The organism is Parasutterella excrementihominis YIT 11859 (assembly GCF_000205025.1).
Classification (GTDB): Bacteria; Pseudomonadota; Gammaproteobacteria; order Burkholderiales; family Burkholderiaceae_F; genus Parasutterella; species Parasutterella excrementihominis.
Genome location: NZ_GL883677.1, coordinates 36,919 through 62,815, shown reverse-complemented (window position 1 = coordinate 62,815; position 25,897 = coordinate 36,919). Strand labels below are relative to the sequence as shown.

Here is a 25,897-nt window from a genome sequence, read left to right as displayed (position 1 = left end):
ATTGCAATAGAAGAGGCCGCTTCCGCGGTCTCTCTATTTTTAGTGCGGAAGGACAGTGACAGCTCATCGAAGAAACGCAGTAAAAACTTCGTAAAAGCTGTTTGGTTCAGACGCGGGATTTAAATCATTTCATCTGTTCATCGAGCTTTAAAAATGAACGAAGATCTTGAATTCAAAGATATCGACGAAGACGACGAAGAAGAAGTCAAAATTCCCGAGATTCACGGGACAAAGAACTATATGACGCGCGCCTGCTACAACCGGCTTCTTGATGAGCGCAAGAACCTGGTTTTAGTCGAGCGCCCGAACGTCGTGAATGTCGTTGCTTGGGCGGCTTCCAACGGCGATCGCAGCGAAAACGCCGACTACCAGTACGGCAAACAGCGTCTGCGTGAAATCGACCGCCGCATCCGCTTCCTGAATAAGCGAATCGAGGCGAGCGAGGTCATCGATATCGATAAAAGACCGCCGACAGATCAGATCTTCTTCGGCGCCACCATCGTTTATGCCAATGAGCAGGGCGATGAATCCAAGATTCGTATTGTCGGGATCGACGAGGCTGATGCCTCGGTAGGAGATGTTTCCTGGATCTCTCCGATCGCGCGAGTTTTCCTCAAACATTTTGAGGGAGACACCGTGCTTCTGCCGACACCGAAAGGCGTAAAGAAACTTGAGATTTTGGAAGTGACTTACGTCAACGATCCTCCCGGGAAACCCCACATTATTTAACTTTTCACTTTTTGCAATTGGCCGGTCAAGCCATGGAAACGAAAGAACAACACTTATCAGATTTTGATTTTGAACTGCCCGAATCTTTGATCGCGCAGTATCCGCTGAAAGATCGTGCGGCCTCGCGTCTTCTGCACGTCAAACCCGACGGCTCCGTAGAAGACCTGCATTTCAGAGACATTCTGAATTTGCTCAAGCCTGGCGATCTTCTTGTCTTTAACAACACGAAGGTCATTAAGGCCCGCTTGAACGGTAAGAAAGAAACCGGCGGTGTCTTCGAAGCAATGACCGAACGCGTCACCGGAACCTATGAAGCCATTTCGATGATGCGTGCCAGTAAAGCGGCAAAACCGGGAACGATCCTGTATTTCGATCATCCGGAAGGAAAAGAGCCGGCAAGAGCCGAAGTGCTCGGCCGCGAAGGCGAATTTTTCCGTCTCAAATTTGATCATCCGGTTCTGGAAGTGTTAGATGAATACGGCAAAGTTCCGCTGCCGCCCTATATTCAGCATGCCGCTGAAAAATCCGACGAAAGCCGTTATCAGACGGTCTATGCCAAGTATCCCGGTGCCGTTGCCGCACCGACGGCAGGGCTCCACTTCACGGATGAACTGCTTCAGCAGATTCGCGATAAAGGCTGTGAAGAAGTTTTCGTGACGCTGCATGTCGGCGCCGGTACTTTCCAGCCCGTGCGTGTTGAAAACCTCTCCGAGCACGTCATGCATTCCGAGTGGTACAGCATCTCTCCGGAAGCAGCCGAAAAGATTAACAAGGCCAAGGCCGAAGGACGCCGTGTTGTCTGCGTGGGTACCACGAGCTTGAGAACCGTCGAGGCGAGCGCCTCCCAAAATCCGGAAGGCAAGGTCAGGGCAGAAAGCGCCGATACGCGCCTCTTTATTAAACCCGGCTATGAATTCAAAGTCTGCGATGCAATGGTGACGAACTTCCATCTGCCCAAGTCCACCTTGGTCATGCTGGTGAGCGCCCTGTGCGGACGAGATGAAATCCTGGCGGCCTACAAACATGCCGTCGATGAAAAATATCGTTTCTTCAGCTATGGAGATGCGTGCTTCCTTGAGCAAAAGGTAAACCAATGAGTCTTACATTCAAACTCCACAAAACTGAAGGATTTGCGCGCCGCGCTGAAATCCATCTGAACCACGGCGTTGTTCAGACGCCAGTGTTTATGCCGGTCGGCACCTACGGTACAGTCAAAGCAATGAGCCCGCTTGAGCTCAACGAAATCGGAACACAGATTCTGCTCGGCAATACGTTCCATCTTTGGCTCAGACCCGGTCTGGAAGTCATCGCCGAGCACGGCGGTCTTCACGGCTTTATGGGATGGGAGAAACCGATTCTGACGGACTCCGGCGGCTTCCAGGTCTTCTCTCTGGGCAAACTGCGCAAAATTACCGAAGAAGGCGTGCGTTTTGCTTCTCCGATCAACGGTGAGCGGCTCTTCCTGACGCCTGAAGTTTCGATGGAAATCCAGAAGGTGCTGAACTCCGATATCGCGATGATTTTCGACGAATGTACACCGTATGAGATCGACGGCCGCCCCGCCACGGAAAAAGAAGCTGCGGACTCCATGCGCCTTTCTCTGCGTTGGGCTCGCCGCTCCCGCGATGAATTCGATCGTCTGCAGAATCCGAACGCACTGTTCGGTATCGTCCAGGGCGGCATGTTCGAGCACCTGCGCGACGAATCTCTCGAAGGTCTTAAAGCCATCGGCTTTGACGGCTACGCGATCGGCGGTCTCTCCGTCGGCGAACCGAAAGAAGAGATGATGAAGATTCTTGATCATCTCAAGACTCGTATGCCTGAAGATAAACCGCGCTACCTGATGGGCGTCGGTACGCCGGAAGACTTGGTGGAAGGCGTCAAGCGCGGTATCGATATGTTTGACTGCGTGATGCCCACCCGTAACGCAAGAAACGGCTGGCTCTTCACTCGTTACGGTGATATAAAGCTTAGAAACGCTAAACATAAGCATGACCTCCGTCCGCTCGACGAGAGTTGCGACTGCTACTGCTGTCGCAACTTCTCCCGCGCCTACCTGCACCATCTGCAGAAGGTCAATGAGATTCTCGGCGCCAGACTGAACACGATTCACAATCTGCACTACTACTTGAATCTCATGAAGGAAATTCGAGAGGCCTTGGATCAGGGCAATTTCGAAGCCTGGTGCAAGAAGTTCGCAGAAGACAGAGCCCGCGGAACAGACTAATAACTTCGGGCAATTTCCACGAACTCCGTGAATTTACTGAGTTTTTTATAAGATTGCCCGATTTCTGCAAGCTCAACTTAAGCGAAAGAAAGTAGAATACAAAGTTTGAAAAGGGCGGGGCGCGCCCGGATTGCCCTTTGCATTCTTTTGAGAGGCAAAGGGAACCGTGACAGGACTCGGATTTACAGAAGAAATTCTTAAGAGACCTTAGCACTGGACGTCGAAAAATTTTCACTGCCCTCAGTGAACCCATATCTCACAGTTGGAGTTTTAAATTGTTTATTTCTGAAGCATATGCACAGGCAGCCTCCGGCGCTGCTGCGCAGCCCGGCGGACTTGAAAGCATGTTCTCGTCTTTCGGCGTAATGATCCTCATTTTTGCCGTTTTCTGGTTCCTTTTGATCCGTCCTCAGCAGAAACGTCAGAAAGAACACAAGAAGATGATCGATTCTCTTACCACCGGAAATGAAGTGATCACTGCCGGCGGTATCTGCGGCAAGATTGTTGCTGCCGATGAGAACTACATCAACCTTCAGATTGCTGCTGTTGACGACAAACCCGTTGTCATCACTTTCCAGCGCGTTGCAATTCAGGCTGTTCTCCCCAAAGGCACGGTCAAGTTCTAATTTTCAAGTGATAGCTTGATAGGACGACCGTTCCCGCTTTTTGAGACGGTCGTTTGTGTTGTACCTACCTTTATGTGCCGGCGTAAGCCGGCACAACGATAGTTATGAATCGATACCCTCTTTGGAAATATATATTGATTGCGGTGATTTTGATCGTCGCAGCGGTATATACGCTCCCCAATTTCTACGGTGAGTCTCCGGCCGTTCAGGTCAGCCCGGGTAAGGCAACGGTTAAAGTAACCGAACAGACGTTAAAGACGGTTGAAGACGCACTTGCCGCCGCTCAAATCAAACCCAACGGCGTTTTCTTTGAGCAGGGCGCTCAGCAGAACTCGGTTCGCGTACGTTTTGCTCCGACAGACGGCGAACTTCAGCTTCGCTCCCGCGACGTGCTTGAAAAAGCACTGAATCCGGACCCTGCCGATCCTTCTTATATCGTCGCGCTTAACCTCGTTCCGAATACTCCGACTTGGCTGCTTAAGATCAACGCGCTTCCGATGTATCTCGGTCTTGACCTTCGCGGCGGTGTGCACTTCCTGCTCGCCGTTGACATGAAGGCGGCCGTGACAAAACGCATTGAAGCTGCGACCGGCGAAGTCAGAACACTGCTTCGTGACCATAAGATCCGTCATGCCGGTATTGTCCGTGTCGGCGACACACTTGAAATCTCTTTCCGCAATGAGCAGGATCTTGAAGCGGCTATGGATGTTCTCCGTAACCGTCAGACCGATCTCACCTTTGCGAAAGAAGATCAGAACGGCAAGTTCATGATTCGCGCTACGATGTCTCAGAAAGCGATGAGCGACGTTCAGTCCTACGCTTTGAAGCAGAACGTGGCGACTCTGCATAACCGAATCAACGAACTCGGCGTGGCCGAACCTGTGATCGCTCAGCAGGGTGCAGACCGTATTGTGGTTCAGCTCCCGGGTGTTCAGGACACGGCTAAAGCCAAGGACATCTTAGGTCGTACCGCAACGCTTGAAGTGCGTATGGTCGACGACAGTCCCGAAGCGCTGGCCCAGCTTTCTCAGGGCACGGTTCCTTTCGGTACCGAGCGCTTTAAAGACCGTGAAGGCCGCGACATTCTGGTTAAACGTCAGGTCGTCCTGACCGGTGACAACCTCAATGACGCTCAGCCGGGCTTTGACAACCAGACGCACGAGCCGACGGTTAACCTGACGCTGGATGCTAAGGGCGCACGTATTTTCAAAGACGTCACTCGTGAAAACGTCGGCAAACGCATGGCCATTATCCTGTTTGAAAAGGGTAAGGGCGAAGTCGTGACGGCTCCCGTAATCCGTCAGGAAATCGGCGGCGGACGCGTTCAAATTTCCGGCCGTATGACTACGGTTGAAGCCACGGACACCGCCTTGCTGCTTCGTGCCGGTTCCTTGGCCGCTCCGATGGAAATCATTGAAGAACGTCTGGTCGGTCCGAGCTTGGGTGCCGCAAACATTAAAGCCGGTTTCGAATCCACGCTGTGGGGCTTCATCGCAGTTTCCGTGTTCATGGTCATCTACTACCACCTCTTCGGTGTGTTCTCTGCGATCGCTTTGACCTGCAACCTGTTCCTGCTGGTTGCCATCCTCTCGATGCTGCAGGCAACACTGACCCTGCCGGGTATTGCTGCTATGGCGCTGACACTCGGTATGGCTGTGGACGCGAACGTGCTGATTAACGAACGTATTCGTGAAGAGCTGCGTGAAAACCGTACGCCGCAGCAGGCGATCAAAGAGGGCTACGATATGGCGTTCAACACGATTTTGGACTCCAACATTACGAGCTTGATCGCCGGTATCGCGCTGTTGATTTTCGGTTCCGGCCCGGTCAGAGGCTTCGCGGTGGTTCACTGCTTAGGTATCTTGACCTCTATCTTCACGTCCGTGATGGTGTCCCGCGCACTCGTCAACCTCTGGTACGGGCGCCGCAAGAAACTCACTTCGCTTTCTATCGGTCAAATTTGGCGTCCTGACGCCGACAAGTCAACGGCGAAAGGAGCTTAACCATGGAACTATTTAGAATCCACAAAACGATTCCGTTCATGAAGTATTCCAAGATACTGAACGCGATTTCGTTTATTTCTTTCTTTATTGCGATTGGGCTCTTGGTCGTTCGCGGTTTGGCTTTCTCCATTGAGTTCACCGGCGGTTTGGTGATGGAAGTCAACTACCCGGATGCCGTTCCGGTGCAGGAGCTGCGCGTGGACTTGGAAAAAGCCACGGGCGGTGAAGTCCAGGTCGTGAACTTCGGTACAGCCCGCGACGCTCAGATCCGGCTTCCTCTGAAAGGCAACAAGACTTCTGCTCAGATGAGCGAAGAAGTCATGAAAGTCATTCATGAGAAAGCTCCGGAAGCTCAGCTGCGCCGCACGGAATTCGTGGGACCGCAGGTCGGTGAAGAACTCGCTACCGACGGTCTGACGGCTCTGCTCCTGGTGATCGTCGGTATCATGATTTACTTGGCCTTCCGTTTCGAATGGAAGTTCGCTGTTGCGGCCATTATCGCGAATATGCACGACGTTTTCCTGGTGCTCGGTGTCTTCTCGCTGTTCCAGTGGGAATTTTCTCTGCCGGTCCTGGCGGCCGTTCTTGCGGTTTTGGGTTACTCGGTCAACGAGTCCGTGATTATTTTCGACCGCTGTCGTGAATGCTTCCGTAAGATCCGTAAAGGCACGCCGGTGGAAATCGTCGATACCGCGATTACGCAGACCATTTCCCGTACGGTGATCACTCACAGCTCGACCTTGATGGTTACGCTGTCGATGTTCTTCTTCGGCGGTCCGGCTCTGCATTACTTCGCGCTGGCTCTGACCATCGGTATTTTGCTGGGCGTTTATTCTTCTGTGTTCGTGTCCGCTGCGATTGCCTTGTACTTAGGAGTCAAACGCGAGGACTTGGTGAAGAAGGTTCGCAAAGACGAAATCTCCGATATGGTTCCGTAATTCCGTTCGGATATTGTTCTAAAGAGAGGGGGCTTCGGCCCCCTTGCTTTTTGGATAGACCTAATCGGGTAATCAAACAGCCGAATAATTCGTCATCCTCCTAAGATGGAAGTCTTAAGGGGATTTGTTGAATGAAGATTGCATTTCGTTGGTTTATTTTTTCCGTCAGCCATGTGGAGGATTTCCACGGACGCGCAGGAAGAGTCGAAGTGTGGAGCTTCGTATTTTTTCAATGCATCTTTCTTGCGCTGGCGGCAGGCATTGATTTGCTTTTCACCGGTTTTCCGATCGTCCTGCCGATTTATGCGGCTTTAACATCAATTCCTTCCGTTCTATTGTTTATTCGCCGATTACATGACTGCGGATATTCGGGTTGGTGGGTTTTTCCTGCTATAGTTCCTCCGATTTGCTTTTTTGTCATGTGCTGGGCTCCTGATCCGGCACAGCCGAACAAGTACGGAACGACCGAGCGTCTGCCTTCGAAGAATCTGCGAGCGAAAACAGTGCCTCCGTTAATTGACGGCATTGAGTATTTGACGCCGCCTCCGATGCCTTTTGAACCGGCAGTAAAAAGACGCGAAGAATTGTTCGAAAAAGAGCAGAAAGAAATTATTGAACAAGAGAAAGTACCTAACAGCAAGGAGACACAAAATGAAAAAGACATCCGCCAAACAGGCCAAAAAGATTGAAAAACGCATTCTCGCCGTTGTCGCTGATCTGAAGAAAGCCAAAAAGGCCCGTAAGATCGAACACATCGAAATGGCTGAGAAGTTCCTGGCCAACCTGACTGCAAAACTTGATGTTGCAGCTGCCGATCTGAAAGCTAAGAAAGAGAAGCTGATCTTGGCTCAGGAAGCTAAAGAGAACGCCAAGGCCCAAGCAGCCGAATACAAAGAAGGCGGCAAAGAAGCTAAGGCTGAAGAAAAAGCTGCTGATGAAGGCAAGGCTAAAGAAGCTAAAGTTAAAGAGGCCGCTGCCAAGTAATCTTCACTTAAAGCGCATAAGAAAACCTCTGAACCGAACTCGGTATCAGAGGTTTTGCGTTAGTAGAGGCTCTAAAAACTAATCTACGTTAAAGCCGTTGCGTCGGGCAGCAATGAGTGCTTCCGTACGGTTTCGTGCGTCAAAAGCGCGATAAAGGGCCGTAACATGGGTTTTAATCGTACCCTCGGAAAGATCCATCTTGCGGCAAATCGTCTTGATGGAATCGCCCTGGCTCAAAAGCTTCAATACCTGACACTGACGAGTAGTCAAGTGAACCTTTGAAGAGGGATTGACAACCGGCTGCTGAGGGCTCATTCCCATCGACTGCTGCTGAGAGAGAATCTTCGAGGGAATGTAGACACCGCCCTCGAGAACGAAATTGATCGTGCTCTTAAGCAGGTTGGCGTCAAGTGTCTTCGGTACGTAGCCGGCGGCACCTGCGGAGAGTGCTTTGAGGATGCTGTCCGGATCACAGTTGCCGGAGAGGACCAGAATTTTGAGCGCCGGATAATTTTGTAAAAGTCGTACTAAGAGATCGGTGCCTTGAGAGTCAGGCAGGCCGAGGTCAAGAATCATCAGATCAGCGGAGTCGCCGTATTTTTCAGCCAACTCAACAGCCTCTTTTGCCGTCGCTCCGACGTGAATCTGCACGTCCGGATACATGCTTTGCAAAAGAGCAGACATGGCCGTCGTAATAAGCGAGTGATCGTCCACCAATAAGATCGTCTGCGGTTTAACCAACTGAGTCTCCTTACCTATTTTTCAATTATTTGGAGCGCACGACTCAACCCAAAGTATCACGAAAGCCGTGCTTATTCAGAGTTTAACAAATTCGAGGGAGTTGTTCGCCTGTCAGCCAGTCCACCATGCGGACGCCGCCGAATCCTGTTTCCATTTGGACGAAGTGATTTTCATCTTCGATGCAGCGGCCGATGATCTGAGCATTCTTGCCAAGAGGATCGTCTCTCATGATTTGAAGCATCTTTTCTGCCTCTTCAGGTGCGCAGATGGCAATGACCTTACCCTCATTGGCGACGTAGAGCGGGTCGAGACCTAAAAATTCGCAGGCGGCTTCTACGGATTCTTTAACCGGGATCTTGTCCTCTTCAAGAACCATGCCAACGGAAGACTGCTTAGCGATTTCATTCAGCGTGGTTCCGAGTCCGCCTCGTGTCGGATCGCGCATGCAGCGAAGGGACGGAATTTCTGCCACGAGTTTTTCGGTCAGACGGTTCAGGCTTGCGGAGTCGCTCACGACACCGGTTTCAAACCCTAAGTTCACGCGCTGGCTCATGACGGCTACGCCATGGTCTCCGATATCACCGGAGATCGCGATGACATCGCCCGGACGGCAGTTGGCGCCCGAGAGACGAACGCCTTCAGGCAGGACGCCTACGCCGCAGGTGTTGATGTAAATGCCGTCGGCTTTGCCGCGTTCGACGACCTTGGTGTCGCCGGTCACGATTTTGACGCCGGCTTCTTTAGCGGCAGCGGCCATACTCTCCACGATGCGTTTGAGGTCACTCAAGGGGAAGCCTTCTTCCAAAATAAAGCCGCAGGAAATGTAGAGAGGCGTAGCACCGCAAACGGCTACGTCGTTAACCGTACCGTGAATGGAGAGGCCTCCGATATCGCCTCCCGCAAAGAAAATAGGGCTTACGACATGCGAGTCAGTGGCCATAACAAGTTCGCCTTTAGGCTGAGGAAGTCTGGCGCCGTCATCGCCTTGATCAAGGAACTCGTTGGAGAAGTTTTTAGCGAAGAGGTCGGCAATGAGCTGAGCACTGGCTTTGCCGCCGGCACCGAAGTTCATTTCGACTTTTCCGGTCTTGAAATTCAGAGGACGTTGATAGTGTTTCTTTTCTTCAGACATTATTTATTCTCCGGAATTCTTATCTCTTGTGTCTGCCGTAAGTGAAGTAAGCGGCGCAGGCGCCTTCGCTGGATACCATGCAGGAGCCGATAGGGCTTTCCGGTGTGCACACCGTTCCGAATGCACGACAGTCAGACGGCTGTTTTTCGCCGCGCAGGATGGCGCCGCATTCGCAGGCCTTGTTGTCGGGCACACTGCGGTAAACCAAGTTGAAATGCTTTTCAGCGTCGAAGTCGCTGTATGCGTCGGACAGTTTTAACGCAGATTTAGGAACGGAGCCGAGCCCTCGCCACTCAAAGCTGTCGCGAAGCGCAAAAACTTCTTCCATCATTCGAATGGCCTTCATATTGCCTTCGGGGCGAACGGCGCGTGTAAATTCGTTTTCGACTTTGGCTTCGCCGCGGTTGATTTGGCGGATCAGCATCAGAATAGACTGAAGCATATCCAAAGGCTCGAAACCAGCGATAACAACCGGCTTGGAATAGTCTTTGGCGAACGTTTCATAAGGCTCGCTGCCGATGATCGTAGAAACATGAGCCGGTCCGACAAAACCTTCAATTTGGACTTTTTCCTGGTTCTTCAGAATGTGGCGCATGGCCGGCGGCGTCAGAACATGATTGCAAAACACAAAGAAGTTCTTTAAGCCTTCCGCTTTGGCTTGCTTTAAAACCACGGCGGTCGCCGGCGTGGTGGTCTCAAAACCGATGGCAAAGAAAACGACGTTTCTATCCGGATTGGCGCGAGCGATGTCCAAACAGTCGGCTGCCGAGTAAATCATGCGTATGTCGCCGCCCTGAGCTTTTGCTTTCATCAGCGAAAGTCCCTTGGAAGCCGGAACGCGCATGGTGTCTGCGTAGGTGCAGAGGATGACGCCGTGTTCCAAGGCAAGTTCAATGGCCGAATCAATACGGCCGATCGGCATGACGCAGACCGGGCAGCCGGGACCGTGAATCATGCGGACGTTCTTAGGCAAAATGCCTTCCAAGCCGTATCGACTGATGACATGCGTATGGCCGCCGCAGAACTCCATAAGCCGGTAATTTCTATCGGGACGGGCTTCTTTGGCGATATCGGCAACGAGCTTTTTGGCGAGCTCTTTGTCACGGTACTCGGTGATGTACTTCATGCCGGTTCTCCTGTCGCAGAGGCCTCAGAAGCAAAAAGAGCCAGTGTCTTTTGAGCCTCTTCAGGATCGATCTTCTGGAGGGCGTATCCGACATGCAAAATGACATAGTCGCCGACCTTGACGTCTTCCAAGAGGGCAGTTGAGATGGTTTTCTTCAGTCCCGAGATTTCTGCGACGGCAGTGTTCTCGTCGATGATTTCTTTAATTTGTACGGGAATTGCTAAACACATGATTCTTACTCTTTAGCTGTACTGTGAAGACGCATGAGAACGACCCATGCTTGGCCGAGTGATACGCCTCCGTCATTCGGAGGAACTTTGAGTCCCTCATAAACTTGTAATTCGTGCCGTTCCAGTAGCTCGCGGAGCCGCTGCGTTAATAATGAATTTAAACAGCAGCCGCCTGAGAGGCAAACTTTCTGAATGTTTTCTCTTTCAGAGGCGCGGATGACCTCTTTTGCCAATACCTGAGCCAGTGTTTCTTGGAAATCCGCTGCTGCTTGCTGTATATCTGTGTATTCGGAAAGTGCCAGAAGAAGCGGGACAAAATTCGGATGTCCGTCGATGACTTCAACAAGATCTGTTCGATTTTGTCCCTGACGTCCTTCGGAGGCCGCTTGCAGGCGAACCGGGGCTTCTCCTTCGTAACTTGAGACGTGGCAGATGCCGAACATAGAAGCTGCTGCATCAAAGAGACGTCCTAAACTTGTGGTCTCAGGAGCGTTGGCTTGAGCGGTAATGAGGTGAAGGCTGGGTTTGCTGACCTCTTGAGCGAGTTTTTCCAACGCTTCGGCTTTGCCGTCCTCGGCAAAAATCTTAGCTGCCATTCGCCAGCCTTCGCGGGCGCATTTATCGGCGCCGGGCATCGTGATCGGAGCGATGCTGTTCAGACGTTCAAAACTCTCAGGTGTCACTTTTAAGAGTTCGCCGCCCCAAGGTTTGTTGTCGGTACCTAAGCCGACCCCGTCGAGCGCCAGCCCTAAGACCGGCTCCGAGAGTCCGTGCTCAGCCATGACGGCGGCAATATGCGCGTGATGATGCTGGACTGGAATTAACTCTGCGTCGTATTTGTCTGCGAGCTCTTCGGCGAGCGATGTGGAAAAGAAATCCGGATGCAGGTCGCACGCAATGTATTTCGGCGTGATCTCAAAAATTTCCGAGAGATGCTCAACGGCTCGCGCTAAGGTTCGGCAGTTGCTGACGCGATCCGTGTCTCCGATGTGCTGCGTTAAAAAGGCGTGATCGTCTTTGGTTAAACAAGCCGTATTCTTCAGCCACGGTCCGGTAGCAATGACCGAAGAACCGCCGTAAGGCAGGCGGACGGCTACAGGCGTAAATCCGCGGGCACGCCGGATGAGCTGAACGTCTTTTTCTCTTTGCTGCATCACCGAGTCATCACAGCGAATCAGGATGTCTCGATTGTGCGTTAAAAAGAGATCGGCAATTCCGTCGAGTTTTTGTACGGCTTCATCATTGCCGATAACGAGCGGCTCGCCGCCGGCATTTGCACTCGTCATAACGAGGACTAGATCGCATTCTTTTTTGTACCAGTCCGGATCTTCAGGACGCCCCATGGCTTCGAAGAAAAGAAGCCAATGGATCGGCGTGTAGGGCATCATGACACCGATACGATTAAGTTCAGGTGCGATGCCCGGGAGGAGGCGATCGGCGTCTTCTGTTTTAGGGCAAAGGACGATCGGTGCTTGTGGTGAATGGAGTTCTTTTGAGGCTTTCTCCGAGATGCGGACAAAGCGAGAGGCGGAAAGGTCGTTTAAGGCCATGACCGCGAACGGCTTGAACGGGCGGTGCTTGCGCTGACGCAGCTCAGAGACCGCAGCAGCATTTCCTGCATCACAAACCAAATGAAAGCCGCCGAGCCCCTTTACGGCGGCAATTTTGCCGTCTTGAATCTGTCTGAGCAGCTCCGCAATTTCGTCCTCACAAAGAACAAGATTGCCTTTTTTATCCTTCAGTTCGAGATGCGGGCCGCAGACGTCGCAGGCGTTGGGCTGTGCGTGAAAACGACGATCAAGGGGATTTTTATATTCCTGCAGACAGTCCGGGCACATCGGGAATGCTTTCATGCTCGTCTGAGGACGGTCATAGGGAAGATGCGCCGTGATGGTATAGCGCGGACCGCAGTGCGTGCAGTTGATAAAAGGATAACGATACCGACGATTGTTTTTGTCGGTGAGTTCCTTGAGGCACGCTTCACAGACGGCGGCATCGGCCGGGATAACCGTGCTGACTGAATTAGATCGGCTTTCCAGAATCACGAAGTCCTGACGTCCTTCGACAGGAATATCTTCAGCTTCAACCGATTCGATGGAGGCGAGCGGGGGCAGCTCTTTCAGCAACCGAGTGCGGAAACGTTCTAAAGCTTCAGAGGAACCCTCGAGTACGGCTTCGACACCGCGTCCGTCATTAAGAACGGTGCCGGTCAGTCCCTCATTTTTGGCCAGAACAAATACAAAAGGACGGAAACCGACCCCCTGGACGGTTCCTTTAATCCTTAATTTTTCTGCACGAATCGAGCTGCTCATAAATTATTTCGAAACAGCGGCAAAACGTTTGCCGAGCCACTCGCACCAAGCGTCCATGCCGGTGCCTTTGGTGGCGGATACTTCAATAAATTCAATGTTCGGATTGACTCTGCGGGCGTACTCTTTGCATTTTTCAACGCTGAAGTCCACATATGGGAGCAGGTCAACTTTGTTGATCAGCATCAGAGAGCTTGCGGCAAACATATCCGGATATTTGATCGGTTTGTCCTCGCCTTCGGTAACAGAAAGCACGACAACCTTACAGTCTTCTCCTAAATCGAAAGCAGCCGGGCAAACAAGGTTGCCGACGTTTTCGATAAAGAGGATGGAATTGGGCTCAGGCTTAATCTTTTGACAAGCCTCTTCGATCATGTCGGCGTCAAGATGGCAACCTTCGCCGGTGTTGATCTGGATAGCACGGCAGCCGGTCGCGCGAATGCGTTCGGCGTCGTTGAGGGTTTGTTGATCTCCTTCGATCACAGCAAGTTTGTACTGATCTTTGATCTTATTGATCGTATTGCAGAGCAGTGTGGTCTTACCGCTTCCGGGACTGGAAACAAGGTTTAATGCCAAGATGCCTTCGGCAATAAATTTCTCGCGGTTTTGGGCCGCCTTCTTGTCGTTGGCGCTTAAAACGTCAATTTCCAACTGGACCAAACGATCGTTGATTTTTTCCATTCTTTTTTCCTTGGTCGAAGAAAAGACCGGAGCTCGAGCTGTACACGAGCTCCCGTCGGAATATCAATAATTATTCGTGCTTATGAGCACCGGCACTGCCGTGTTCATGATGGCCGGCGTCATGATGATGGCGATGCTGGTCGCTGTCACGATGAACGTGGCCGTCTTCGGCATGAGGATGTTCATGAGTCTTCGTTTGGTCGAGTTCTTCAACCGTGGCTTTCTTTCCGCCGCAACCGCATGTAACACACATAATTCACTCCTTAAATAAAAACTAGGAATCTCCGAGTTCCAGTTCACTGACTCGGAAATCATCGCCGCCGTTGACACTCAGCTGATAGCTGCCGCACACGGGACACGGCTCCCCGCGGCGATGAATCGGAACAGTTTTCTGACACTTAAGACACCAGGCTGTTCCCCCCGGGCGCTCAATTTCAATCTTTGCTTCCTGCATAACCGTTCCCTGCGAGGCGATTTTGAGACCTTGCATGAGGGCATGCATTTCTACGCCGGCCAATTCGCCGATGATCAGTTTGACCGCCACCACCGAAGAAGCCTGGTTTTGCTGAGCGGTGTTTTCTACGATCTCAACAATGCTTTGGGCCAACGACATCTCATGCATTTTTCAGCTCCACATCCATCTGGGTGCAGGGATCAAACGACAAAATCGTCAGCTCAGCCAGCTTCTTCAGCTCTTCGGCGTCTTTTGCTTTGAGATTCAGCAGCGTTTTCTTAAACCATTCGGAATCCACAACATTGATTTCCGTCGGGGTCAGAATGCGGTAGTTCTCGATGACGCCGTCGATGATTTTGGCAGCATGAAGGAGAATTCCGCGGGAGTTCTGAACGAGAGAGACGGCGTTTCCTTTGCCTAGCTCCATAGCGGCAATCGTTTCTAAAGGCATGCGGATTAAGTCTGCAGCGCTGAGTACCTCAATGAACCGCGCCACAAAACGCGTGTAGTTGGTATTGCCGTCTGACATGAGCAGCCCGGCAACCGTCGGGTTCTTCCTCATGCGGGCAACGGGGCCTGTCAGAGAGCGAACATCACTCTCTAGGGAGCCGTTCTTCCAGCATCCTCTTTCTTTTAAAGCCTGAAGGATAAAAGCGGTCGGCTTATCCAACAGAGGTCCGGAAGTGTAGCCGCGGCTGCGGTGCGAAGAAATCTTGTCAAAGAAAGCGGTCAGGCTGTCTTTGCTCGGTGTAATGGTGCCGTTAAAAAGGTCTTGCTCCCAGCTCTCGGAGAAGCCGTCCAGCAGCAGGTAGGAAACCTCGCCTCTGAGCTCGCTCCAGAGTTTGTTTCGCTTGGTTTGATCTTCATAAGGCATTTCGCGCAGTTCGCTCACGAGCTCACGGACTCGGATCACGCTTTTAATTTTGGCGGCTCGGTAATCTTCGCCGGCACACTGGAGCGCAAAGAAACGCACGCCCTCGTTAATGAGTTCCAAATGGTTGGCAAAACGTGCTTTAACCAGAACTTCTTGTGAGGGCACGCTGTTTTGGGCCACGTCACAGGCCACTGCGGCAGCGGCGGTCTGAGAATCCGGGCAAAGCGCAAAGAGCGGCGGCAGGAGTGCTAAGGCATCTTCCACGCGCTTGCCGCAGAGCAGTTTTTCAATTCGGAGCTCCTTGGCCGGCTCAATACTGACATCCGAGACGGAGCAGCCGTCAGTTGTGAGAACAAAACGAATCGCACCGAGATAACTCATGATTCTTGTTCCTCTTGGGTTGCTTTTGGTCTTAAGAACGAACGACGCGAGATCGGACGGTTGATGGCGGTCTCGACCGCTTTTTCGATGGTTTCCGGGTCGACTTCAGGCTGGATCGCTGGAATCGGTTCTCCGAGTTCGGGCTCCTGTTCGGGCTTCATGAGTTCTTCCAAAGCAGCCTTAGCGATTTCAACAGCCATGTCGTGGTCGGAAACAACTTCTTCGAGCGGTGACATGAGCGAGCACATCTGATATTCGCCCAGGATTCTGTCTTTTACGCTGATGAAGTCATATATTCCGGCCGGGAACGGATAGTGCAGACGGCGTCCTTCCGGAATCGACTTCCATTTAGAAGGCTGTCCTTTAGCCAAAATCACGTTCATGCACCAAGGCGTGACAATGATTCCGAGCCAGAAGTATTTCCACTTATGGAAACCGACCGCCTGCACATGGACGCGCGGGTGCAGCATCGGCAGGCCCTGCATTCGGGTCTGCCAGATTCTGTTGAAGCCTCTTTCAAGCCGCTGTGCCGGATTCGGCGCCCACGGCTCTTCACTTTGAGGATTCTGAGTCGTCGGAGCGTTGGTTTTGATCATAGTCTTCGGGCACAACCATAAAAAGGTCGCGTTCGCAGCCGCAAACCGGACAATTCCAATACTCGGGCAGTTCCGAGAAAGGAGTGCCGGGTTCAATGTTCTGATCTACGTCGCCTTTAGCAGGATCGTAGATGTAATGGCAGACTTTGCACTCCAAGCGCGTATCCGGATGCAGCTTGGAGCTGTCGCCTAAAAAAGTACCTTCAAATCCGGGCATTATTTGACTTCCACAGGAGAAAGTTCCCAGCTCTTCGTGACCCATTCGATCAATTCTTTGATGCGAACGGCAGAATCGGCCAAGTCCTCGGAAGCTGCAACGGCTTCTTCAGGAAGACCTGCGACAACGAGGGTGTTCAGGATCATCAGACGGGCCGGAGCGTTGTTCAAATACTGAACTTTCCAGACGTGACGAACGTCGGTCGAAGAGATACGGCAGTTGCCGAAACCGCGGGACATCATTTGAACGGCGCCGGCACCGACAGCCGCTTCGATCACTTTATGGTCTTCTGCAGACATCGGAAGATGCGAGAGGTTGATCGTGAAAGCCGGGGCACCCGGTTCCCATGCTTTAAGCGCTTCTTTCAGTTCGGCGATAATGGCCGGGCTGTTCATGGCTTCCGGTCCGAATTCAACCGGATGCAAATCCGGCTGGCTTGTTACGTAAGCAGCTTCGGCTACGCAGGAAGGAATGGCGCTGACTTCCAGCTGGTCGGCAATCTGCTGACCGTCACGGTAGTAGCACACGCGCCAAACACCCACGAATATCGATTCCTGAATACGGATTTCGTCGAAGGTTTCGTTCGGGATGGAAATACGAATGGCCACTTCGCCTTCGCCGAGCATCTGATTAATAAGTGCCAGGGTATCTTTGTCATAGCCGTTCATCGCAAAGGCAGGACCGGCATCTCCGCTGTCCATATTCCAAAGGCGCATTTCTTCATAAAGGTCGATGAAGAACTGACGGCACTTCTCCGCGGTAGCTTTGTTGGCGACTTCGGGCGTGTACGGCTGACGGAAGGTGTCCACAATGTCGGGTACGCCGATCGTGTTGGCAACAGAGCGCTCCGGCTGGGAGCCCGGGCCGAGCAGGTTGATAGGAATCGAAATCGGTTTGGTGATCATGATTGAAGTCTTTATAGGTTTAGTTAGATGGAACGAACAGGGATGCCAACGGAGGGCGGATAGTGCGGTTCGCTGTGCATGATTTCGTCAGCTTCACGAACTAAATCCGCCCAAAGGCGCAGTCCGTCAACCGCACCTAAATATTTGCCGTCGCGGAAAAAGACCAAAGCAGGCCAGCGTTTGAAGCCGTAAGTTACGGCAAGTTTTCTGGCGTTAGGAGGTCCGACCACTGCTTTGTGTTCGATCAAGCCGCAGCTTTTTGCCAATTCCGGCGCAATCACGAGTGCGTCCATGGTTTCTTTCATGCGGTTCGGGTCTTCAATAAAAACAACCATCGAAAGGCCCGGTTTCTGCAGAAACTGCGGGAAGATATCCTTGTCGCAGCTTTCAAAACCATGTTCGTTGACCATTCTTAAAAACAAAGGATGGCTGTAGAGGTCAATCTTCGGGGAAGTGCCCATCAGTTCCATCAGTGCTTCTCCTTTTTATCGAGTTGGGCTTGGAGGTGCGGAGGCAACTTGCCGGTATTGGCGACGATATCTGCGAATGCATCTTCGACGTCAGGTGTCTGACCGTTCATGGCTGCTTCCAGTGCATCGAGCGCTGCATCGACCTGACGAGCCCGTTCTTCTGTAATTATTTTCGTTCCCATTCCGTTCCAAGCCAGAACCCATTCGCCGATTTGGACGTCTCCGAGCATCAGGACGTCGAGGTTTTCGGTTTGGCCGCGGCCGGAGCAGACAGCTCTGCCGGGATAGGGCAGAGACTCAACCTTCATTGGAATTCCGATACACATTATTTGTCTGCCTTTGCGACAAAGCGCGCAAAACGGATATCGCCGTCTCTGCAGGCTTCTTCTGCCGAGGGACGTCCGCTTTCGTATTGATCAATATTTAAGCAGGGCGCATCCATCAGCGCCGGAGCCATTTCGTCTTCGGAACGAACACGAAGTCCGACGTTCCATCCGCGGACGATCTCATAGCCGTCGCGAACTGCCTCATCGACTTTTCCTTTTGCTTCTGCAGATAAGGAGCCGCCGTAGTCGTCCAGGAGAACCGGCTGGAAGCCGACGACAGCAATATCGTTCGGTATAGCGCCTCGAACCGCCGCTGCGACCAGGAGGTCATTCATGCCGGTCTGATGCGGAGATATCTTGGTAGCAGTCCAAAGTTTGACATCGTCGTTGCGAAGGACACGGAGTTCGCCGGGTTTGCCTTTGAAGTCGCAGCAGTCAAAAATCAGGAGTTTTTCTGCTCGGCAGATTCTGTCGTAGAGATACATACCGAGTGTGCCGCCGTCTGCAATAACGTTATTCGGATCGGTAAAGGCGTACTTGTCGTTGAAAGCTTCAACGACTCTGACTCCGAAGCCTTCGTCTGCCCAGAGGATGTTTCCGATCCCCAGGATCAGACACGGAATATCTTTGAGGTTTTGCATATCTAGAATTGCCACCGTTATGGTTACAGGTTCTTAATATGCCACTAGTATAGTTACAAAATTTAAGTAAAACTACGGAGAAAACGGATTATTTGTCCGCCCAAAATGGTTTTTTTGATGGGTTTCTTCGCTTTTCCTCCAATAAATCTAGCTGATTTTCTCTTCTGCATTCTCATTCTCAAGCGCCTGATGAATGTCCCAGCGCATTTGCAGAGAGAGCCAGAATTCTGGATCGGTATGGAAGTATCGGGATAAGCGAATCGCCGTGTCGGTTGAAATCGAGCGTTTTCCGACGATGAGCTCGTTGATGCGGCGCCGCGAGACGCCGATAGCCTGTGCAAGTTCGGCTTGTGAAATTCCGAGAGGCTCTAAAAAACGCGATTCCAGAAATGCGCCCGGATGAGGTGCACTTCTGGAAGAACGTGAAATACGGCCTCGCAGCGGAGGAATTCCTCCGCTGTTTTGGCCGTTAGTTTGATCCGAAGATCTTGCCATGAGAAAGCCTAGGCTTTGTTGGCAGAAGAAGCATTCGGGATGTCAGAAGGCGGAATGTCTTCGTTACCCGGCTGACGGATCGGTTCCTTGAAGAAGCGGATACCGTTGATCATCGTAGAAACCTGTGTGCCGCCGCCCATGATGTCTTCACGGAAGCTCATGTAAAGGTGAGCGCAGAGGAAGATGAGCAGGTAGTACATCAGAAGATGATGGAAGGTACGCACCGGCTGAGGACCGCCGAGCCATGCTGTAACCCAGCCGAACCAGGACATCCAGCCTGTATCCCATCCCCACTGTTCGGCGTAGAGGCCTAAACCGGTCAGGATGATCAGGATGGAGCCGAGGACGTACATGAGACACATGGCCGTCTGAGCCAGAGGGTTATGACCCACATATTCCTTCGGGTGTTTGTTCAGGAAAAGGTAATAGAGGGCGGTGCCGAAAATACCTTTAATCCATTCCATATCCCAGAAAGGAAGGATGAAGATCATACGGGAATACTTGTTGCCGACGAATGCCCAATAAATACGATAGAGCATCAAAACGGCGAACAGCATGCCGCAAACCAAGTGCAGCAGGATGATATTCCCGAAGAAGTAGGTATCCCAAGTGGTGGCGTAGTTAGCAATCGGCGGCCAGCCAATCAGGAAACCCGTAATGACCAGCATGAAGAATGCGGCGCACTGAGCCCAGTGCCAGAAGCGTACAGGTGCTTCGTACACGTACACGGGTTCAATCGGGCCTTCCTCAATGCTGTATGCCCATTTCGAGATTTTCATAAAACCTCCTAATTAGCGGACTTGAACTTTGCAGAGTTCCTCACCGCTGGTCGACATGACGTGAGTTGCGCAGGCCAAGCACGGGTCAAAGCTATGGATCGTACGCAAGATTTCGAGAGGCTGATCAGCTACGGCAACAGGTGTGCCGAGCAGAGCGGCTTCGTATGCACCGAGCTGGCCCTTGGTGTCACGCGGAGAAGCATTCCACGTAGACGGAACAACAGCCTGCCAGTTTTCGATCACGCCGTCTTTAATAACGCACCAGTGTCCGAGGGCACCGCGCGGAGCTTCGCACTGACCGACGCCTTTGCATTCTTTCGGCCAAGTACTCGGTTCCCATTTATCCATGTTGGCAGCGACTTCGTCACCGGCCTTGATGTTGGCTTCGAGTTCATCAACGTATTCGAGCATGAGTTGAGCGCACATCTTGGCTTCCAAACCGCGGCAGAGGGTACGGCCGAGCGTGGAGAAGAGAGCTTCGACAGGTACGCCGGCCTGAGCAAGAGCGCGGTCGACGAGTTCTTTCTGGCGCGGCATCTTCTTGGCGTAGGCGACAACCATACGTGCAAGGGGACCGGTTTCCATAGCGTGTCCGTTCCATCTCGGAGCTTTGATCCAAGAGTAGCGGGCGTTTGTGGTGAGCCACTTGATGTCGGTCTTGGTGCCTTCGTAATCGACGCCGGCTTTGCCGAGGTCGAAGTTCGGGTCGGTGATACCTTCCCAAGGATGCAGACCTTCGTCGGGTTTCGGATAAGAGTACCAAGAGTGATCAACGAATTCTTTGATCTGGTTGGGATCCTTAAGGTCAACCGGAAGAATCTGGTCGAACTTGCCGTCGATAACGGCGCCGTTCGGCATAACGAGGCTCTTTTCGGACATATCGTTGGCATAAGCCGGGAAGTCGCCGTAGCAGAGCAGATTCTTGTTGGCGAGGCCTCCGCCGATCTTGTACCAGTCTTTGTAGTAAGCCTGCATAGCGATCAGGTCAGGATAGTAGACTTCATCGATGAAGCGGATGGTGGACTTAGCCACATCGCGCAGGAAGTTCATCCAAACCTGGTTGATCATGATGCCCTGGGCACCTGTGTCGCTCATGTTAATCGGGCAGGGAACGCCGCCAACCAGATAGTTCGGGTGGGGGTTCTTGCCGCCGACGATAGCGTGGACCTTAACGATTTCGCGCTGGAAGTCCAAGCTTTCGAGATAGTGAGTAACGCCCAGAAGGTTGATTTCCGGAGGAAGTTTGTAGCCGGGGTTGCCCCAGTAAGCGTTAGCAAAAATACCGAGCTGGCCGCTGGCGACGAATGCTTTCAAGCGGTCCTGAACTTCTTTGAAGTAAGCAGGAGAGGAGAGAGCATGCGTGGAAATGGACTGCTGGATTTCGCTGGTCTTCTTCGGGTCGGCGCTCAAAGCGGAGACGACGTCAATCCAGTCGCAGCCGTGGAGCTGATAGAAGTGAGTCAGGTGGTCCTGGCTGTACAGCGTAGCGTTCATCAGGTTGCGGATGATGTTGGCGTTCTTCGGAATCTGGATTCCGAGAGCGTCTTCAACCGCGCGAACGGCAGACAGAGCATGAATACCGGTGCAGACGCCGCAGACGCGTTCCACAAAGGCCCATGCATCACGGGGGTCGCGTCCCTTCAGAATGACTTCAAGACCGCGCCACATCGTGCCGGTTGACATTGCGTCGACGATGACATTGTTTTCATCGAGGACGGCCTGCATACGTAAGTGACCCTCGATTCGGGTTACAGGGTCAACAACAACTTTCTTATTTGCCATTATTCATTTACTCCCATGTCCTTGTTGACTTCTTTTGACTTGGCGCGAGCGACGGCGCTTGCAGCGGCGTGAACAGCCACAGCGGCACCCATAACGCCAAGAGCAGCCAAGCCTACGCGGTCAGCAGTAGCCTGGATGCCAAGACCCCAGCTCGGAGGCAGGATGGTCGGTTCGTGAGCGTAGAAGCTGCCCTTATCCCAGAAGTTGTCTTCGGAGCAGGCCAAGCACGGATGTCCGGATTCAACCGGCCAAGACAGCATGTCGTTCCAACGGATAGAAGAGCAGGAGTTGTAAGTGACAGGTCCCTTGCAGCCGACCTTGTAGAGGCAGTAGCCGAGTTTGGCGCCGATGTCGTCGAATTTTTCAACGAACTGACCTGCGTCGAAGTGAGCGCGGCGATAGCACTTATCGTGGTTGCGCTGGCCGTAGAACATCTTCGGACGAAGCTGAGCGTCAACCGGAGGCAGACGGTCATATGTCAGCATGTAAGTGATGACGCCTGTCATGACTTCCGGAATCGGGGGGCAGCCCGGTACGCGGATAATCGGCTTATCTTTGATGACATCTGTAATAGGAACAGATTTTGTCGGGTTCGGTTTGGCTGTGTTGATGCAGCCCCAGGAAGAGCAGGAGCCCCAGGCGATAACGGCCTTTGCGCCTTTAGCAACGTGCATTAGTTTTTCAAGGAAGGGTTTGCCGCCGGGCAGACAGAACATGCCGTCAGCGCCGAGGCAGGGAGATCCTTCAACAGCCAGGATGTAGTTGCCGTTGAATTTCTTCATGACGTCTTCGAGGGCCTGGTGATCTTGTTCACCGGCAGCGACCATCAGTGTGTCGTCGTAGGCCAGAGAAATCATCGAAAGGATGACGTCTTTGGTCAGCGGATGGTAGGAACGAATGAAAGATTCAGTACAGCAGGTGCATTCCAGGCCGTGGAGCCAGATAACCGGAGTACGTGGTTTAGTTTCCATCGCGTGGGCGATGTCCGCTGCGCCGTTTGCACCGAGTCCGAGGGAAGCGGCTGTCAAAGAGCAGAATTTAAGGAAACTGCGTCTTGAGACACCTTGCCGCCGCATCAATTGATAGTTAGTTTCTGTCATAGAAGCATCTTCTCAGTAGTTGCAGGGGTTGTTAAAACTCACACTCCCGGGAAGGATTTCCCAGGGAACTTAAGGATATTCTAAGCATTTTCCCTATAAATGGTAAGTAATTAAGTCAATTAAATTTATATGTAAAAACAGTAAGTTGTCTTAAAAATTCAAATAAAAATGTTACATCTACCGTTACACTGACAACAAATCAGCCTCTTGACACTTCAAATCTGAATCCGATTTTTCATTTTTGTCTTTTGATCCGAATTTAACAAAACGCCCCAGAATTCCGCAGTCGTAAGCCTGCGGTAATTCACGGTTTGCATTTTTACAACTCGTTATAAGGTTTGTTTAATCGTCGATTCTTAAAATTTTTCGCATCCGGATCCCATTTATAAAAATTTATGTCAGAAGAGAAAGCCAAGCTTGAGCTTCAGTCGGTTCGATGTATACGCGGAGAGCGGCTGCTGTTTTCCAAGCTGAATTTCCAGTGCGCTGCCGGCACCCTGGTCCGTATTGCAGGACCCAACGGCACAGGCAAGACCAGTCTCCTGCGTCTTCTTGTCGGCTTAATGCAGCCCCAGGAAGGTCAAATCCTTTGGAAAAACGAACCCATTAAAAAGCTCAAAGAAGAGTTCTGGAAAGATCTCGTTTACATCGGGCACTTAAACGGTGTCAAAGACGAGCTCACTGCCCGAGAAAACCTTCTTATTAATTGTGAGATCGGGGAGCATCCGGTCACTAAAGAACAGGCCGATCACGCACTCGCAATGGTGGGTCTTGAAGGCTTTGAAGATCACTACACGCGTCACCTTTCTCAAGGTCAGAGAAGACGCGTTGCACTTGCCCGTCTTTACCTTAGCCGCCACGCAGGATTCTGGGTCTTAGACGAACCTTTCACAGCTTTGGACGTTAAAGCCGTGGCAAATTTAGCCAATCTAATTGTCGAGCATGTTAATGAAGGCGGAATTGTGGCTTTTACGACGCATCAGGAAGTCCCGATTGCAGCCAATAATGTTCAGCGCATCGAACTGACGGGCGGCCGCTGGTTGAACGGCAGGATGGTTAAAAAACACGATTTGGCAGGAGAGGTGGCTTAATCATGTTTCGATTATTCTTAGCCGTTGTTCGGCGGGATCTCAAATTAGCCCTCCGTCAAAGATCCGATGTTTTAAACACGGTCTTCTTCTTTATTGTGGTTGTGACCCTGGTTCCGCTCGGAATCGGACCCGACCAGCAGCTCTTAAGAATGATTGCACCCGGCGTCGTCTGGGTTGCAGCGCTCTTAGCCGCTTTGCTTTCACTCCCGCGTCTTTTTGCCAATGACTATGCAGACGGAACATTGGAGCAGATGCTTCTTTCCGGTGAGCCTTTAACGGTTATCGTCATCGCAAAAGTCTTTGCGCATTGGCTCACCACAGGTATTCCTCTGACATTAATCTCCGGCTTGTTTGCGCTCATGTTCGACCTACAAGCCGATGTTGCGCTGGTCATGATGAGTTCGCTCTTCATCGGTACGCCGGTGCTGAGTTTAGTGGGCAGTGTCGGAGCTGCGCTCACACTCGGACTCAGAGGCGGAAGCGTATTGACGTCGCTTCTCGTTCTTCCCTTGTATATTCCTGTTTTGATTTTCGGCGCTGGAGCTGCAGAAGCAGTGGCAGTCGGGATTAACTCAGCCGCTTATTTCTTTATTGTCGGCGCGCTCACGCTCTTCTCTTTAGTCGTGATGCCTGTCGCAACCTCAGCAGCGCTGAGATTTGCATCGGATTAATTTGCTTTTTTGGACGCATTATGAAAACTAACAAGTCAATCCTTACTCCTGAGGGGATGTACAGTTTTGCCGGAAAGGCGCTGCGGCCGTGCTTTATTTTGGCCATTATCGTCATTCTTGCGGCGATGTATGTCGGCTTTTTTCTGGCACCGGTCGACGCAACACAGGGCAACTCCTACCGCATTCTTTATATCCACGTCGCTTGCGCCTGGATGGCCATGCTGCTTTATGTGGTGATGGCGATCTTCTGCTCTTTGGGCCTGATTACAGAAAACCGCCTTTGGCCGATGGTTGCTGCCTCTTTAGCACCGACCGGCTGTCTGATGGCTTTCCTTGCACTTTGGACCGGTTCTCTCTGGGGGCGCCCGACATGGGGCGCCTACTGGGTTTGGGACGCGCGTCTTACCAGTGCCTTGATTCTGTTCTTCTTCTATTTAGGTTATATCGCGCTGCAGAACGCCATTCCCGATTGGCGCCGCGCTGATAAGGCCTGCGCGGTGATCGGCATTGTCGGCGTGATCAACGTACCCATCGTTTACTTCTCGGTTCAGTGGTGGAACACGCTTCATCAGGGGGCTTCCATTACAGCTTCGGGTTCGTCTATTCATCCGGTGATGCTTTGGGCTCTGGCTCTGATGGTCATCGGTTTTTGGCTTTACACCTTTGCAGTGACCTTCGTCCGTCTGCGTTCTGTGATTTTGGAGCGCGAACGCAATCAGGAATGGGCACAGCAACTTGCGCTTAAAGGAGAACTGTAATGGGTCAGTGGTCCGGAATTTCAGATTTCTTTGCGATGGGCGGTTACGCACAGTACGTGTGGGGCGCCTACGGAATGGTTTTCTTTTGTTTTATTTGCGAAGTGTTCGGGCTGGTGCGCAGAAGACAGAAAGCGGCAAAAGAGCTGCTGATGGAAGCACGCGCGCACCAAGCTGAGGAGGATTTATGAACAGCACACAGAAAAAACGTCTCGGGCTCATAGCCGGAGGCTTAATAATTTGCGGTGCCGCTGCGGCCCTGGTTTTCAATGCATTTGAAGAGAACCTCGTGTTTTTCTTCTCCCCTTCCCAGGTAGCAGCTCATGAAGCGCCGGAAGGCAGAGCATTCCGCATCGGCGGATTTGTACAGGAAGGTTCCGTTCAGCGTCAGAAAGACGGCGTGACGGTTCGCTTCGAGGTGACGGATACGGCTCATACCGTTCCCGTGACATACAAGGGCAGCCTGCCCGATTTGTTTAAAGAAGGCAAGGGCGTGGTCGCTCAGGGAAAACTGCAAAACGGTGTTTTTGTGGCTGACCAAGTCTTAGCAAAACATGACGAGAACTATATGCCGCCCGAGGCTGAAAAAGCCGTGCAGGACGCGCATAAGAAAGCTCGCGCCATGAAAGAGTAG

The 25,897-nt window shown here is 52.0% G+C and carries 31 protein-coding genes and 1 pseudogene; 13 read left to right on the top strand and 19 right to left on the bottom strand.

Features of this window, described 5'->3' with window-relative positions; genetic code table 11:
* The first annotated feature begins 153 nt into the window (after positions 1–153).
* From greB to HMPREF9439_RS00980, 8 genes are all read left to right on the top strand, one after another.
* Complete coding sequence (gene greB, locus HMPREF9439_RS01015; RefSeq protein ID WP_008810846.1) at positions 154–729, top strand: transcription elongation factor GreB; 576 nt, start codon at positions 154–156, stop codon at positions 727–729.
* 32 nt (positions 730–761) lie between these two features.
* Complete coding sequence (gene queA / locus HMPREF9439_RS01010) at positions 762–1,826, top strand: tRNA preQ1(34) S-adenosylmethionine ribosyltransferase-isomerase QueA (RefSeq protein ID WP_008863371.1); 1,065 nt, start codon at positions 762–764, stop codon at positions 1,824–1,826.
* Entirely contained in the window at positions 1,823–2,956 is a 1,134-nt protein-coding gene (gene tgt, locus HMPREF9439_RS01005) for a tRNA guanosine(34) transglycosylase Tgt (RefSeq protein WP_008863370.1), read from the top strand. Before queA ends, tgt begins: the two co-directional genes overlap by 4 nt.
* A gap of 275 nt (positions 2,957–3,231) precedes the next feature.
* Positions 3,232–3,582 carry a preprotein translocase subunit YajC gene (gene yajC / locus HMPREF9439_RS01000; protein WP_008810849.1) on the top strand — a complete coding sequence of 117 codons (351 nt, stop codon included), beginning with the start codon at positions 3,232–3,234 and terminating at the stop codon, positions 3,580–3,582.
* Between the two features lie 104 nt (positions 3,583–3,686).
* Positions 3,687–5,585, top strand: a complete 1,899-nt coding sequence (secD, locus tag HMPREF9439_RS00995; RefSeq protein ID WP_008810850.1) for a protein translocase subunit SecD — start codon at positions 3,687–3,689, stop codon at positions 5,583–5,585.
* Positions 5,586–5,587: 2 nt separating this feature from the next.
* The gene (gene secF, locus HMPREF9439_RS00990) at positions 5,588–6,523 is read left to right on the top strand and encodes a protein translocase subunit SecF (RefSeq protein WP_008810851.1); all 936 of its coding nucleotides are present in this window, start codon (positions 5,588–5,590) and stop codon (positions 6,521–6,523) included.
* A gap of 131 nt (positions 6,524–6,654) precedes the next feature.
* The gene (locus HMPREF9439_RS00985) at positions 6,655–7,212 is read left to right on the top strand and encodes a DUF805 domain-containing protein (protein WP_008863369.1); all 558 of its coding nucleotides are present in this window, start codon (positions 6,655–6,657) and stop codon (positions 7,210–7,212) included.
* A complete protein-coding gene (locus HMPREF9439_RS00980) occupies positions 7,175–7,507 on the top strand; it encodes a hypothetical protein (RefSeq protein ID WP_008810853.1) in 333 nt (110 codons plus the stop codon). Before HMPREF9439_RS00985 ends, HMPREF9439_RS00980 begins: the two co-directional genes overlap by 38 nt.
* A gap of 78 nt (positions 7,508–7,585) precedes the next feature.
* On the opposite strand, the gene HMPREF9439_RS00975 is transcribed toward HMPREF9439_RS00980, so the two are convergent.
* From HMPREF9439_RS00975 to HMPREF9439_RS00885, 19 genes and pseudogenes are all read right to left on the bottom strand, one after another.
* Positions 7,586–8,248, bottom strand: a complete 663-nt coding sequence (locus HMPREF9439_RS00975; RefSeq protein ID WP_008810854.1) for a response regulator — start codon at positions 8,246–8,248, stop codon at positions 7,586–7,588.
* Between the two features lie 82 nt (positions 8,249–8,330).
* Positions 8,331–9,380, bottom strand: a complete 1,050-nt coding sequence (gene hypE, locus HMPREF9439_RS00970; protein WP_008810855.1) for a hydrogenase expression/formation protein HypE — start codon at positions 9,378–9,380, stop codon at positions 8,331–8,333.
* 19 nt (positions 9,381–9,399) lie between these two features.
* Positions 9,400–10,506, bottom strand: a complete 1,107-nt coding sequence (gene hypD / locus HMPREF9439_RS00965) for a hydrogenase formation protein HypD (protein WP_008863368.1) — start codon at positions 10,504–10,506, stop codon at positions 9,400–9,402.
* Positions 10,503–10,736: a HypC/HybG/HupF family hydrogenase formation chaperone gene (locus tag HMPREF9439_RS00960; RefSeq protein ID WP_008810857.1), complete on the bottom strand. Its 234-nt coding sequence runs from the start codon at positions 10,734–10,736 to the stop codon at positions 10,503–10,505. Before HMPREF9439_RS00960 ends, hypD begins: the two co-directional genes overlap by 4 nt.
* Before the next feature lie 5 nt (positions 10,737–10,741).
* Positions 10,742–13,048 (bottom strand): carbamoyltransferase HypF, encoded by a 2,307-nt coding sequence (hypF, locus tag HMPREF9439_RS00955; RefSeq protein WP_008863367.1) that lies wholly within the window; start codon positions 13,046–13,048, stop codon positions 10,742–10,744.
* 3 nt (positions 13,049–13,051) lie between these two features.
* Positions 13,052–13,708: pseudogene (gene hypB / locus HMPREF9439_RS00950) on the bottom strand (hydrogenase nickel incorporation protein HypB); the annotation flags it as partial.
* Positions 13,709–13,796: 88 nt separating this feature from the next.
* A complete protein-coding gene (locus HMPREF9439_RS13010) occupies positions 13,797–13,979 on the bottom strand; it encodes a hypothetical protein (RefSeq protein WP_021867606.1) in 183 nt (60 codons plus the stop codon).
* A 21-nt stretch (positions 13,980–14,000) separates the two neighbouring features.
* Positions 14,001–14,348 (bottom strand): hydrogenase maturation nickel metallochaperone HypA, encoded by a 348-nt coding sequence (gene hypA / locus HMPREF9439_RS00940; protein ID WP_008810860.1) that lies wholly within the window; start codon positions 14,346–14,348, stop codon positions 14,001–14,003.
* A complete protein-coding gene (locus tag HMPREF9439_RS00935; protein WP_008863365.1) occupies positions 14,341–15,435 on the bottom strand; it encodes a hypothetical protein in 1,095 nt (364 codons plus the stop codon). The genes hypA and HMPREF9439_RS00935 overlap by 8 nt, the downstream gene beginning before the upstream one ends.
* Positions 15,432–16,031 (bottom strand): [NiFe]-hydrogenase assembly chaperone HybE, encoded by a 600-nt coding sequence (gene hybE, locus HMPREF9439_RS00930; RefSeq protein WP_008810862.1) that lies wholly within the window; start codon positions 16,029–16,031, stop codon positions 15,432–15,434. The genes HMPREF9439_RS00935 and hybE overlap by 4 nt, the downstream gene beginning before the upstream one ends.
* Complete coding sequence (locus HMPREF9439_RS00925) at positions 15,988–16,248, bottom strand: rubredoxin (protein WP_008810863.1); 261 nt, start codon at positions 16,246–16,248, stop codon at positions 15,988–15,990. Before HMPREF9439_RS00925 ends, hybE begins: the two co-directional genes overlap by 44 nt.
* Positions 16,248–17,153 (bottom strand): hydrogenase expression/formation protein, encoded by a 906-nt coding sequence (locus tag HMPREF9439_RS00920; protein WP_008810864.1) that lies wholly within the window; start codon positions 17,151–17,153, stop codon positions 16,248–16,250. The genes HMPREF9439_RS00925 and HMPREF9439_RS00920 overlap by 1 nt, the downstream gene beginning before the upstream one ends.
* Before the next feature lie 23 nt (positions 17,154–17,176).
* A complete protein-coding gene (locus tag HMPREF9439_RS00915; protein WP_008863364.1) occupies positions 17,177–17,623 on the bottom strand; it encodes a thioredoxin domain-containing protein in 447 nt (148 codons plus the stop codon).
* A complete protein-coding gene (locus HMPREF9439_RS00910; RefSeq protein WP_008863363.1) occupies positions 17,623–17,949 on the bottom strand; it encodes a HypC/HybG/HupF family hydrogenase formation chaperone in 327 nt (108 codons plus the stop codon). The genes HMPREF9439_RS00915 and HMPREF9439_RS00910 overlap by 1 nt, the downstream gene beginning before the upstream one ends.
* Entirely contained in the window at positions 17,949–18,590 is a 642-nt protein-coding gene (locus tag HMPREF9439_RS00905; protein WP_008863362.1) for a HyaD/HybD family hydrogenase maturation endopeptidase, read from the bottom strand. Before HMPREF9439_RS00905 ends, HMPREF9439_RS00910 begins: the two co-directional genes overlap by 1 nt.
* Before the next feature lie 147 nt (positions 18,591–18,737).
* Positions 18,738–19,085, bottom strand: a complete 348-nt coding sequence (locus HMPREF9439_RS00900; RefSeq protein ID WP_008810868.1) for a HigA family addiction module antitoxin — start codon at positions 19,083–19,085, stop codon at positions 18,738–18,740.
* Positions 19,086–19,093: 8 nt separating this feature from the next.
* Positions 19,094–19,864, bottom strand: coding sequence for a Ni/Fe-hydrogenase, b-type cytochrome subunit (gene cybH / locus HMPREF9439_RS00895; RefSeq protein WP_008810869.1), 771 nt, complete (start codon positions 19,862–19,864; stop codon positions 19,094–19,096).
* A gap of 12 nt (positions 19,865–19,876) precedes the next feature.
* Positions 19,877–21,646, bottom strand: a complete 1,770-nt coding sequence (locus HMPREF9439_RS00890) for a nickel-dependent hydrogenase large subunit (RefSeq protein WP_008863361.1) — start codon at positions 21,644–21,646, stop codon at positions 19,877–19,879.
* A complete protein-coding gene (locus tag HMPREF9439_RS00885) occupies positions 21,646–22,746 on the bottom strand; it encodes a hydrogenase small subunit (RefSeq protein ID WP_008810871.1) in 1,101 nt (366 codons plus the stop codon). The genes HMPREF9439_RS00890 and HMPREF9439_RS00885 overlap by 1 nt, the downstream gene beginning before the upstream one ends.
* A 395-nt stretch (positions 22,747–23,141) precedes the next feature.
* Here HMPREF9439_RS00885 and ccmA point away from each other — a divergent pair, with 395 nt between their 5' ends.
* The 5 genes from ccmA to ccmE are packed head-to-tail and all read left to right on the top strand — an operon-like array spanning position 23,142 to position 25,897.
* Positions 23,142–23,837: a cytochrome c biogenesis heme-transporting ATPase CcmA gene (gene ccmA, locus HMPREF9439_RS00880; RefSeq protein WP_008863360.1), complete on the top strand. Its 696-nt coding sequence runs from the start codon at positions 23,142–23,144 to the stop codon at positions 23,835–23,837.
* A gap of 2 nt (positions 23,838–23,839) precedes the next feature.
* A complete protein-coding gene (ccmB, locus tag HMPREF9439_RS00875) occupies positions 23,840–24,508 on the top strand; it encodes a heme exporter protein CcmB (RefSeq protein ID WP_008863359.1) in 669 nt (222 codons plus the stop codon).
* Positions 24,509–24,528: 20 nt separating this feature from the next.
* The gene (gene ccmC / locus HMPREF9439_RS00870) at positions 24,529–25,266 is read left to right on the top strand and encodes a heme ABC transporter permease CcmC (RefSeq protein WP_008810874.1); all 738 of its coding nucleotides are present in this window, start codon (positions 24,529–24,531) and stop codon (positions 25,264–25,266) included.
* Entirely contained in the window at positions 25,266–25,454 is a 189-nt protein-coding gene (gene ccmD, locus HMPREF9439_RS00865; RefSeq protein WP_008810875.1) for a heme exporter protein CcmD, read from the top strand. The genes ccmC and ccmD overlap by 1 nt, the downstream gene beginning before the upstream one ends.
* Positions 25,451–25,897 carry a cytochrome c maturation protein CcmE gene (gene ccmE, locus HMPREF9439_RS00860; RefSeq protein WP_008810876.1) on the top strand — a complete coding sequence of 149 codons (447 nt, stop codon included), beginning with the start codon at positions 25,451–25,453 and terminating at the stop codon, positions 25,895–25,897. Before ccmD ends, ccmE begins: the two co-directional genes overlap by 4 nt.

What these genes read in the sequence shown, in the direction of transcription:
- HMPREF9439_RS00985 (WP_008863369.1), top strand. Translation starts at nt 6,655, where the DNA reads ATGAAGATTGCATTTCGTTGGTTTATTTTTTCCGTCAGCCATGTGGAG.
- ccmE (WP_008810876.1), top strand. Translation starts at nt 25,451, where the DNA reads ATGAACAGCACACAGAAAAAACGTCTCGGGCTCATAGCCGGAGGCTTA.
- HMPREF9439_RS00905 (WP_008863362.1), bottom strand. Translation starts at nt 18,590, where the DNA reads ATGCAAAACCTCAAAGATATTCCGTGTCTGATCCTGGGGATCGGAAAC.
- HMPREF9439_RS00935 (WP_008863365.1), bottom strand. Translation starts at nt 15,435, where the DNA reads ATGAGTTATCTCGGTGCGATTCGTTTTGTTCTCACAACTGACGGCTGC.
- HMPREF9439_RS00960 (WP_008810857.1), bottom strand. Translation starts at nt 10,736, where the DNA reads ATGTGTTTAGCAATTCCCGTACAAATTAAAGAAATCATCGACGAGAAC.
- HMPREF9439_RS00885 (WP_008810871.1), bottom strand. Translation starts at nt 22,746, where the DNA reads ATGACAGAAACTAACTATCAATTGATGCGGCGGCAAGGTGTCTCAAGA.
- HMPREF9439_RS00915 (WP_008863364.1), bottom strand. Translation starts at nt 17,623, where the DNA reads ATGGAACTGATGGGCACTTCCCCGAAGATTGACCTCTACAGCCATCCT.
- secD (WP_008810850.1), top strand. Translation starts at nt 3,687, where the DNA reads ATGAATCGATACCCTCTTTGGAAATATATATTGATTGCGGTGATTTTG.
- hypA (WP_008810860.1), bottom strand. Translation starts at nt 14,348, where the DNA reads ATGCATGAGATGTCGTTGGCCCAAAGCATTGTTGAGATCGTAGAAAAC.
- queA (WP_008863371.1), top strand. Translation starts at nt 762, where the DNA reads ATGGAAACGAAAGAACAACACTTATCAGATTTTGATTTTGAACTGCCC.
- greB (WP_008810846.1), top strand. Translation starts at nt 154, where the DNA reads ATGAACGAAGATCTTGAATTCAAAGATATCGACGAAGACGACGAAGAA.
- ccmB (WP_008863359.1), top strand. Translation starts at nt 23,840, where the DNA reads ATGTTTCGATTATTCTTAGCCGTTGTTCGGCGGGATCTCAAATTAGCC.
- HMPREF9439_RS00925 (WP_008810863.1), bottom strand. Translation starts at nt 16,248, where the DNA reads ATGCCCGGATTTGAAGGTACTTTTTTAGGCGACAGCTCCAAGCTGCAT.
- HMPREF9439_RS00890 (WP_008863361.1), bottom strand. Translation starts at nt 21,646, where the DNA reads ATGGCAAATAAGAAAGTTGTTGTTGACCCTGTAACCCGAATCGAGGGT.
- hypD (WP_008863368.1), bottom strand. Translation starts at nt 10,506, where the DNA reads ATGAAGTACATCACCGAGTACCGTGACAAAGAGCTCGCCAAAAAGCTC.
- ccmA (WP_008863360.1), top strand. Translation starts at nt 23,142, where the DNA reads ATGTCAGAAGAGAAAGCCAAGCTTGAGCTTCAGTCGGTTCGATGTATA.
- hypE (WP_008810855.1), bottom strand. Translation starts at nt 9,380, where the DNA reads ATGTCTGAAGAAAAGAAACACTATCAACGTCCTCTGAATTTCAAGACC.
- secF (WP_008810851.1), top strand. Translation starts at nt 5,588, where the DNA reads ATGGAACTATTTAGAATCCACAAAACGATTCCGTTCATGAAGTATTCC.
- hybE (WP_008810862.1), bottom strand. Translation starts at nt 16,031, where the DNA reads ATGATCAAAACCAACGCTCCGACGACTCAGAATCCTCAAAGTGAAGAG.
- ccmC (WP_008810874.1), top strand. Translation starts at nt 24,529, where the DNA reads ATGAAAACTAACAAGTCAATCCTTACTCCTGAGGGGATGTACAGTTTT.
- HMPREF9439_RS00910 (WP_008863363.1), bottom strand. Translation starts at nt 17,949, where the DNA reads ATGTGTATCGGAATTCCAATGAAGGTTGAGTCTCTGCCCTATCCCGGC.
- tgt (WP_008863370.1), top strand. Translation starts at nt 1,823, where the DNA reads ATGAGTCTTACATTCAAACTCCACAAAACTGAAGGATTTGCGCGCCGC.
- HMPREF9439_RS00900 (WP_008810868.1), bottom strand. Translation starts at nt 19,085, where the DNA reads ATGGCAAGATCTTCGGATCAAACTAACGGCCAAAACAGCGGAGGAATT.
- HMPREF9439_RS13010 (WP_021867606.1), bottom strand. Translation starts at nt 13,979, where the DNA reads ATGTGTGTTACATGCGGTTGCGGCGGAAAGAAAGCCACGGTTGAAGAA.
- cybH (WP_008810869.1), bottom strand. Translation starts at nt 19,864, where the DNA reads ATGAAAATCTCGAAATGGGCATACAGCATTGAGGAAGGCCCGATTGAA.
- HMPREF9439_RS00920 (WP_008810864.1), bottom strand. Translation starts at nt 17,153, where the DNA reads ATGATCACCAAACCGATTTCGATTCCTATCAACCTGCTCGGCCCGGGC.
- hypF (WP_008863367.1), bottom strand. Translation starts at nt 13,048, where the DNA reads ATGAGCAGCTCGATTCGTGCAGAAAAATTAAGGATTAAAGGAACCGTC.
- HMPREF9439_RS00980 (WP_008810853.1), top strand. Translation starts at nt 7,175, where the DNA reads ATGAAAAAGACATCCGCCAAACAGGCCAAAAAGATTGAAAAACGCATT.
- ccmD (WP_008810875.1), top strand. Translation starts at nt 25,266, where the DNA reads ATGGGTCAGTGGTCCGGAATTTCAGATTTCTTTGCGATGGGCGGTTAC.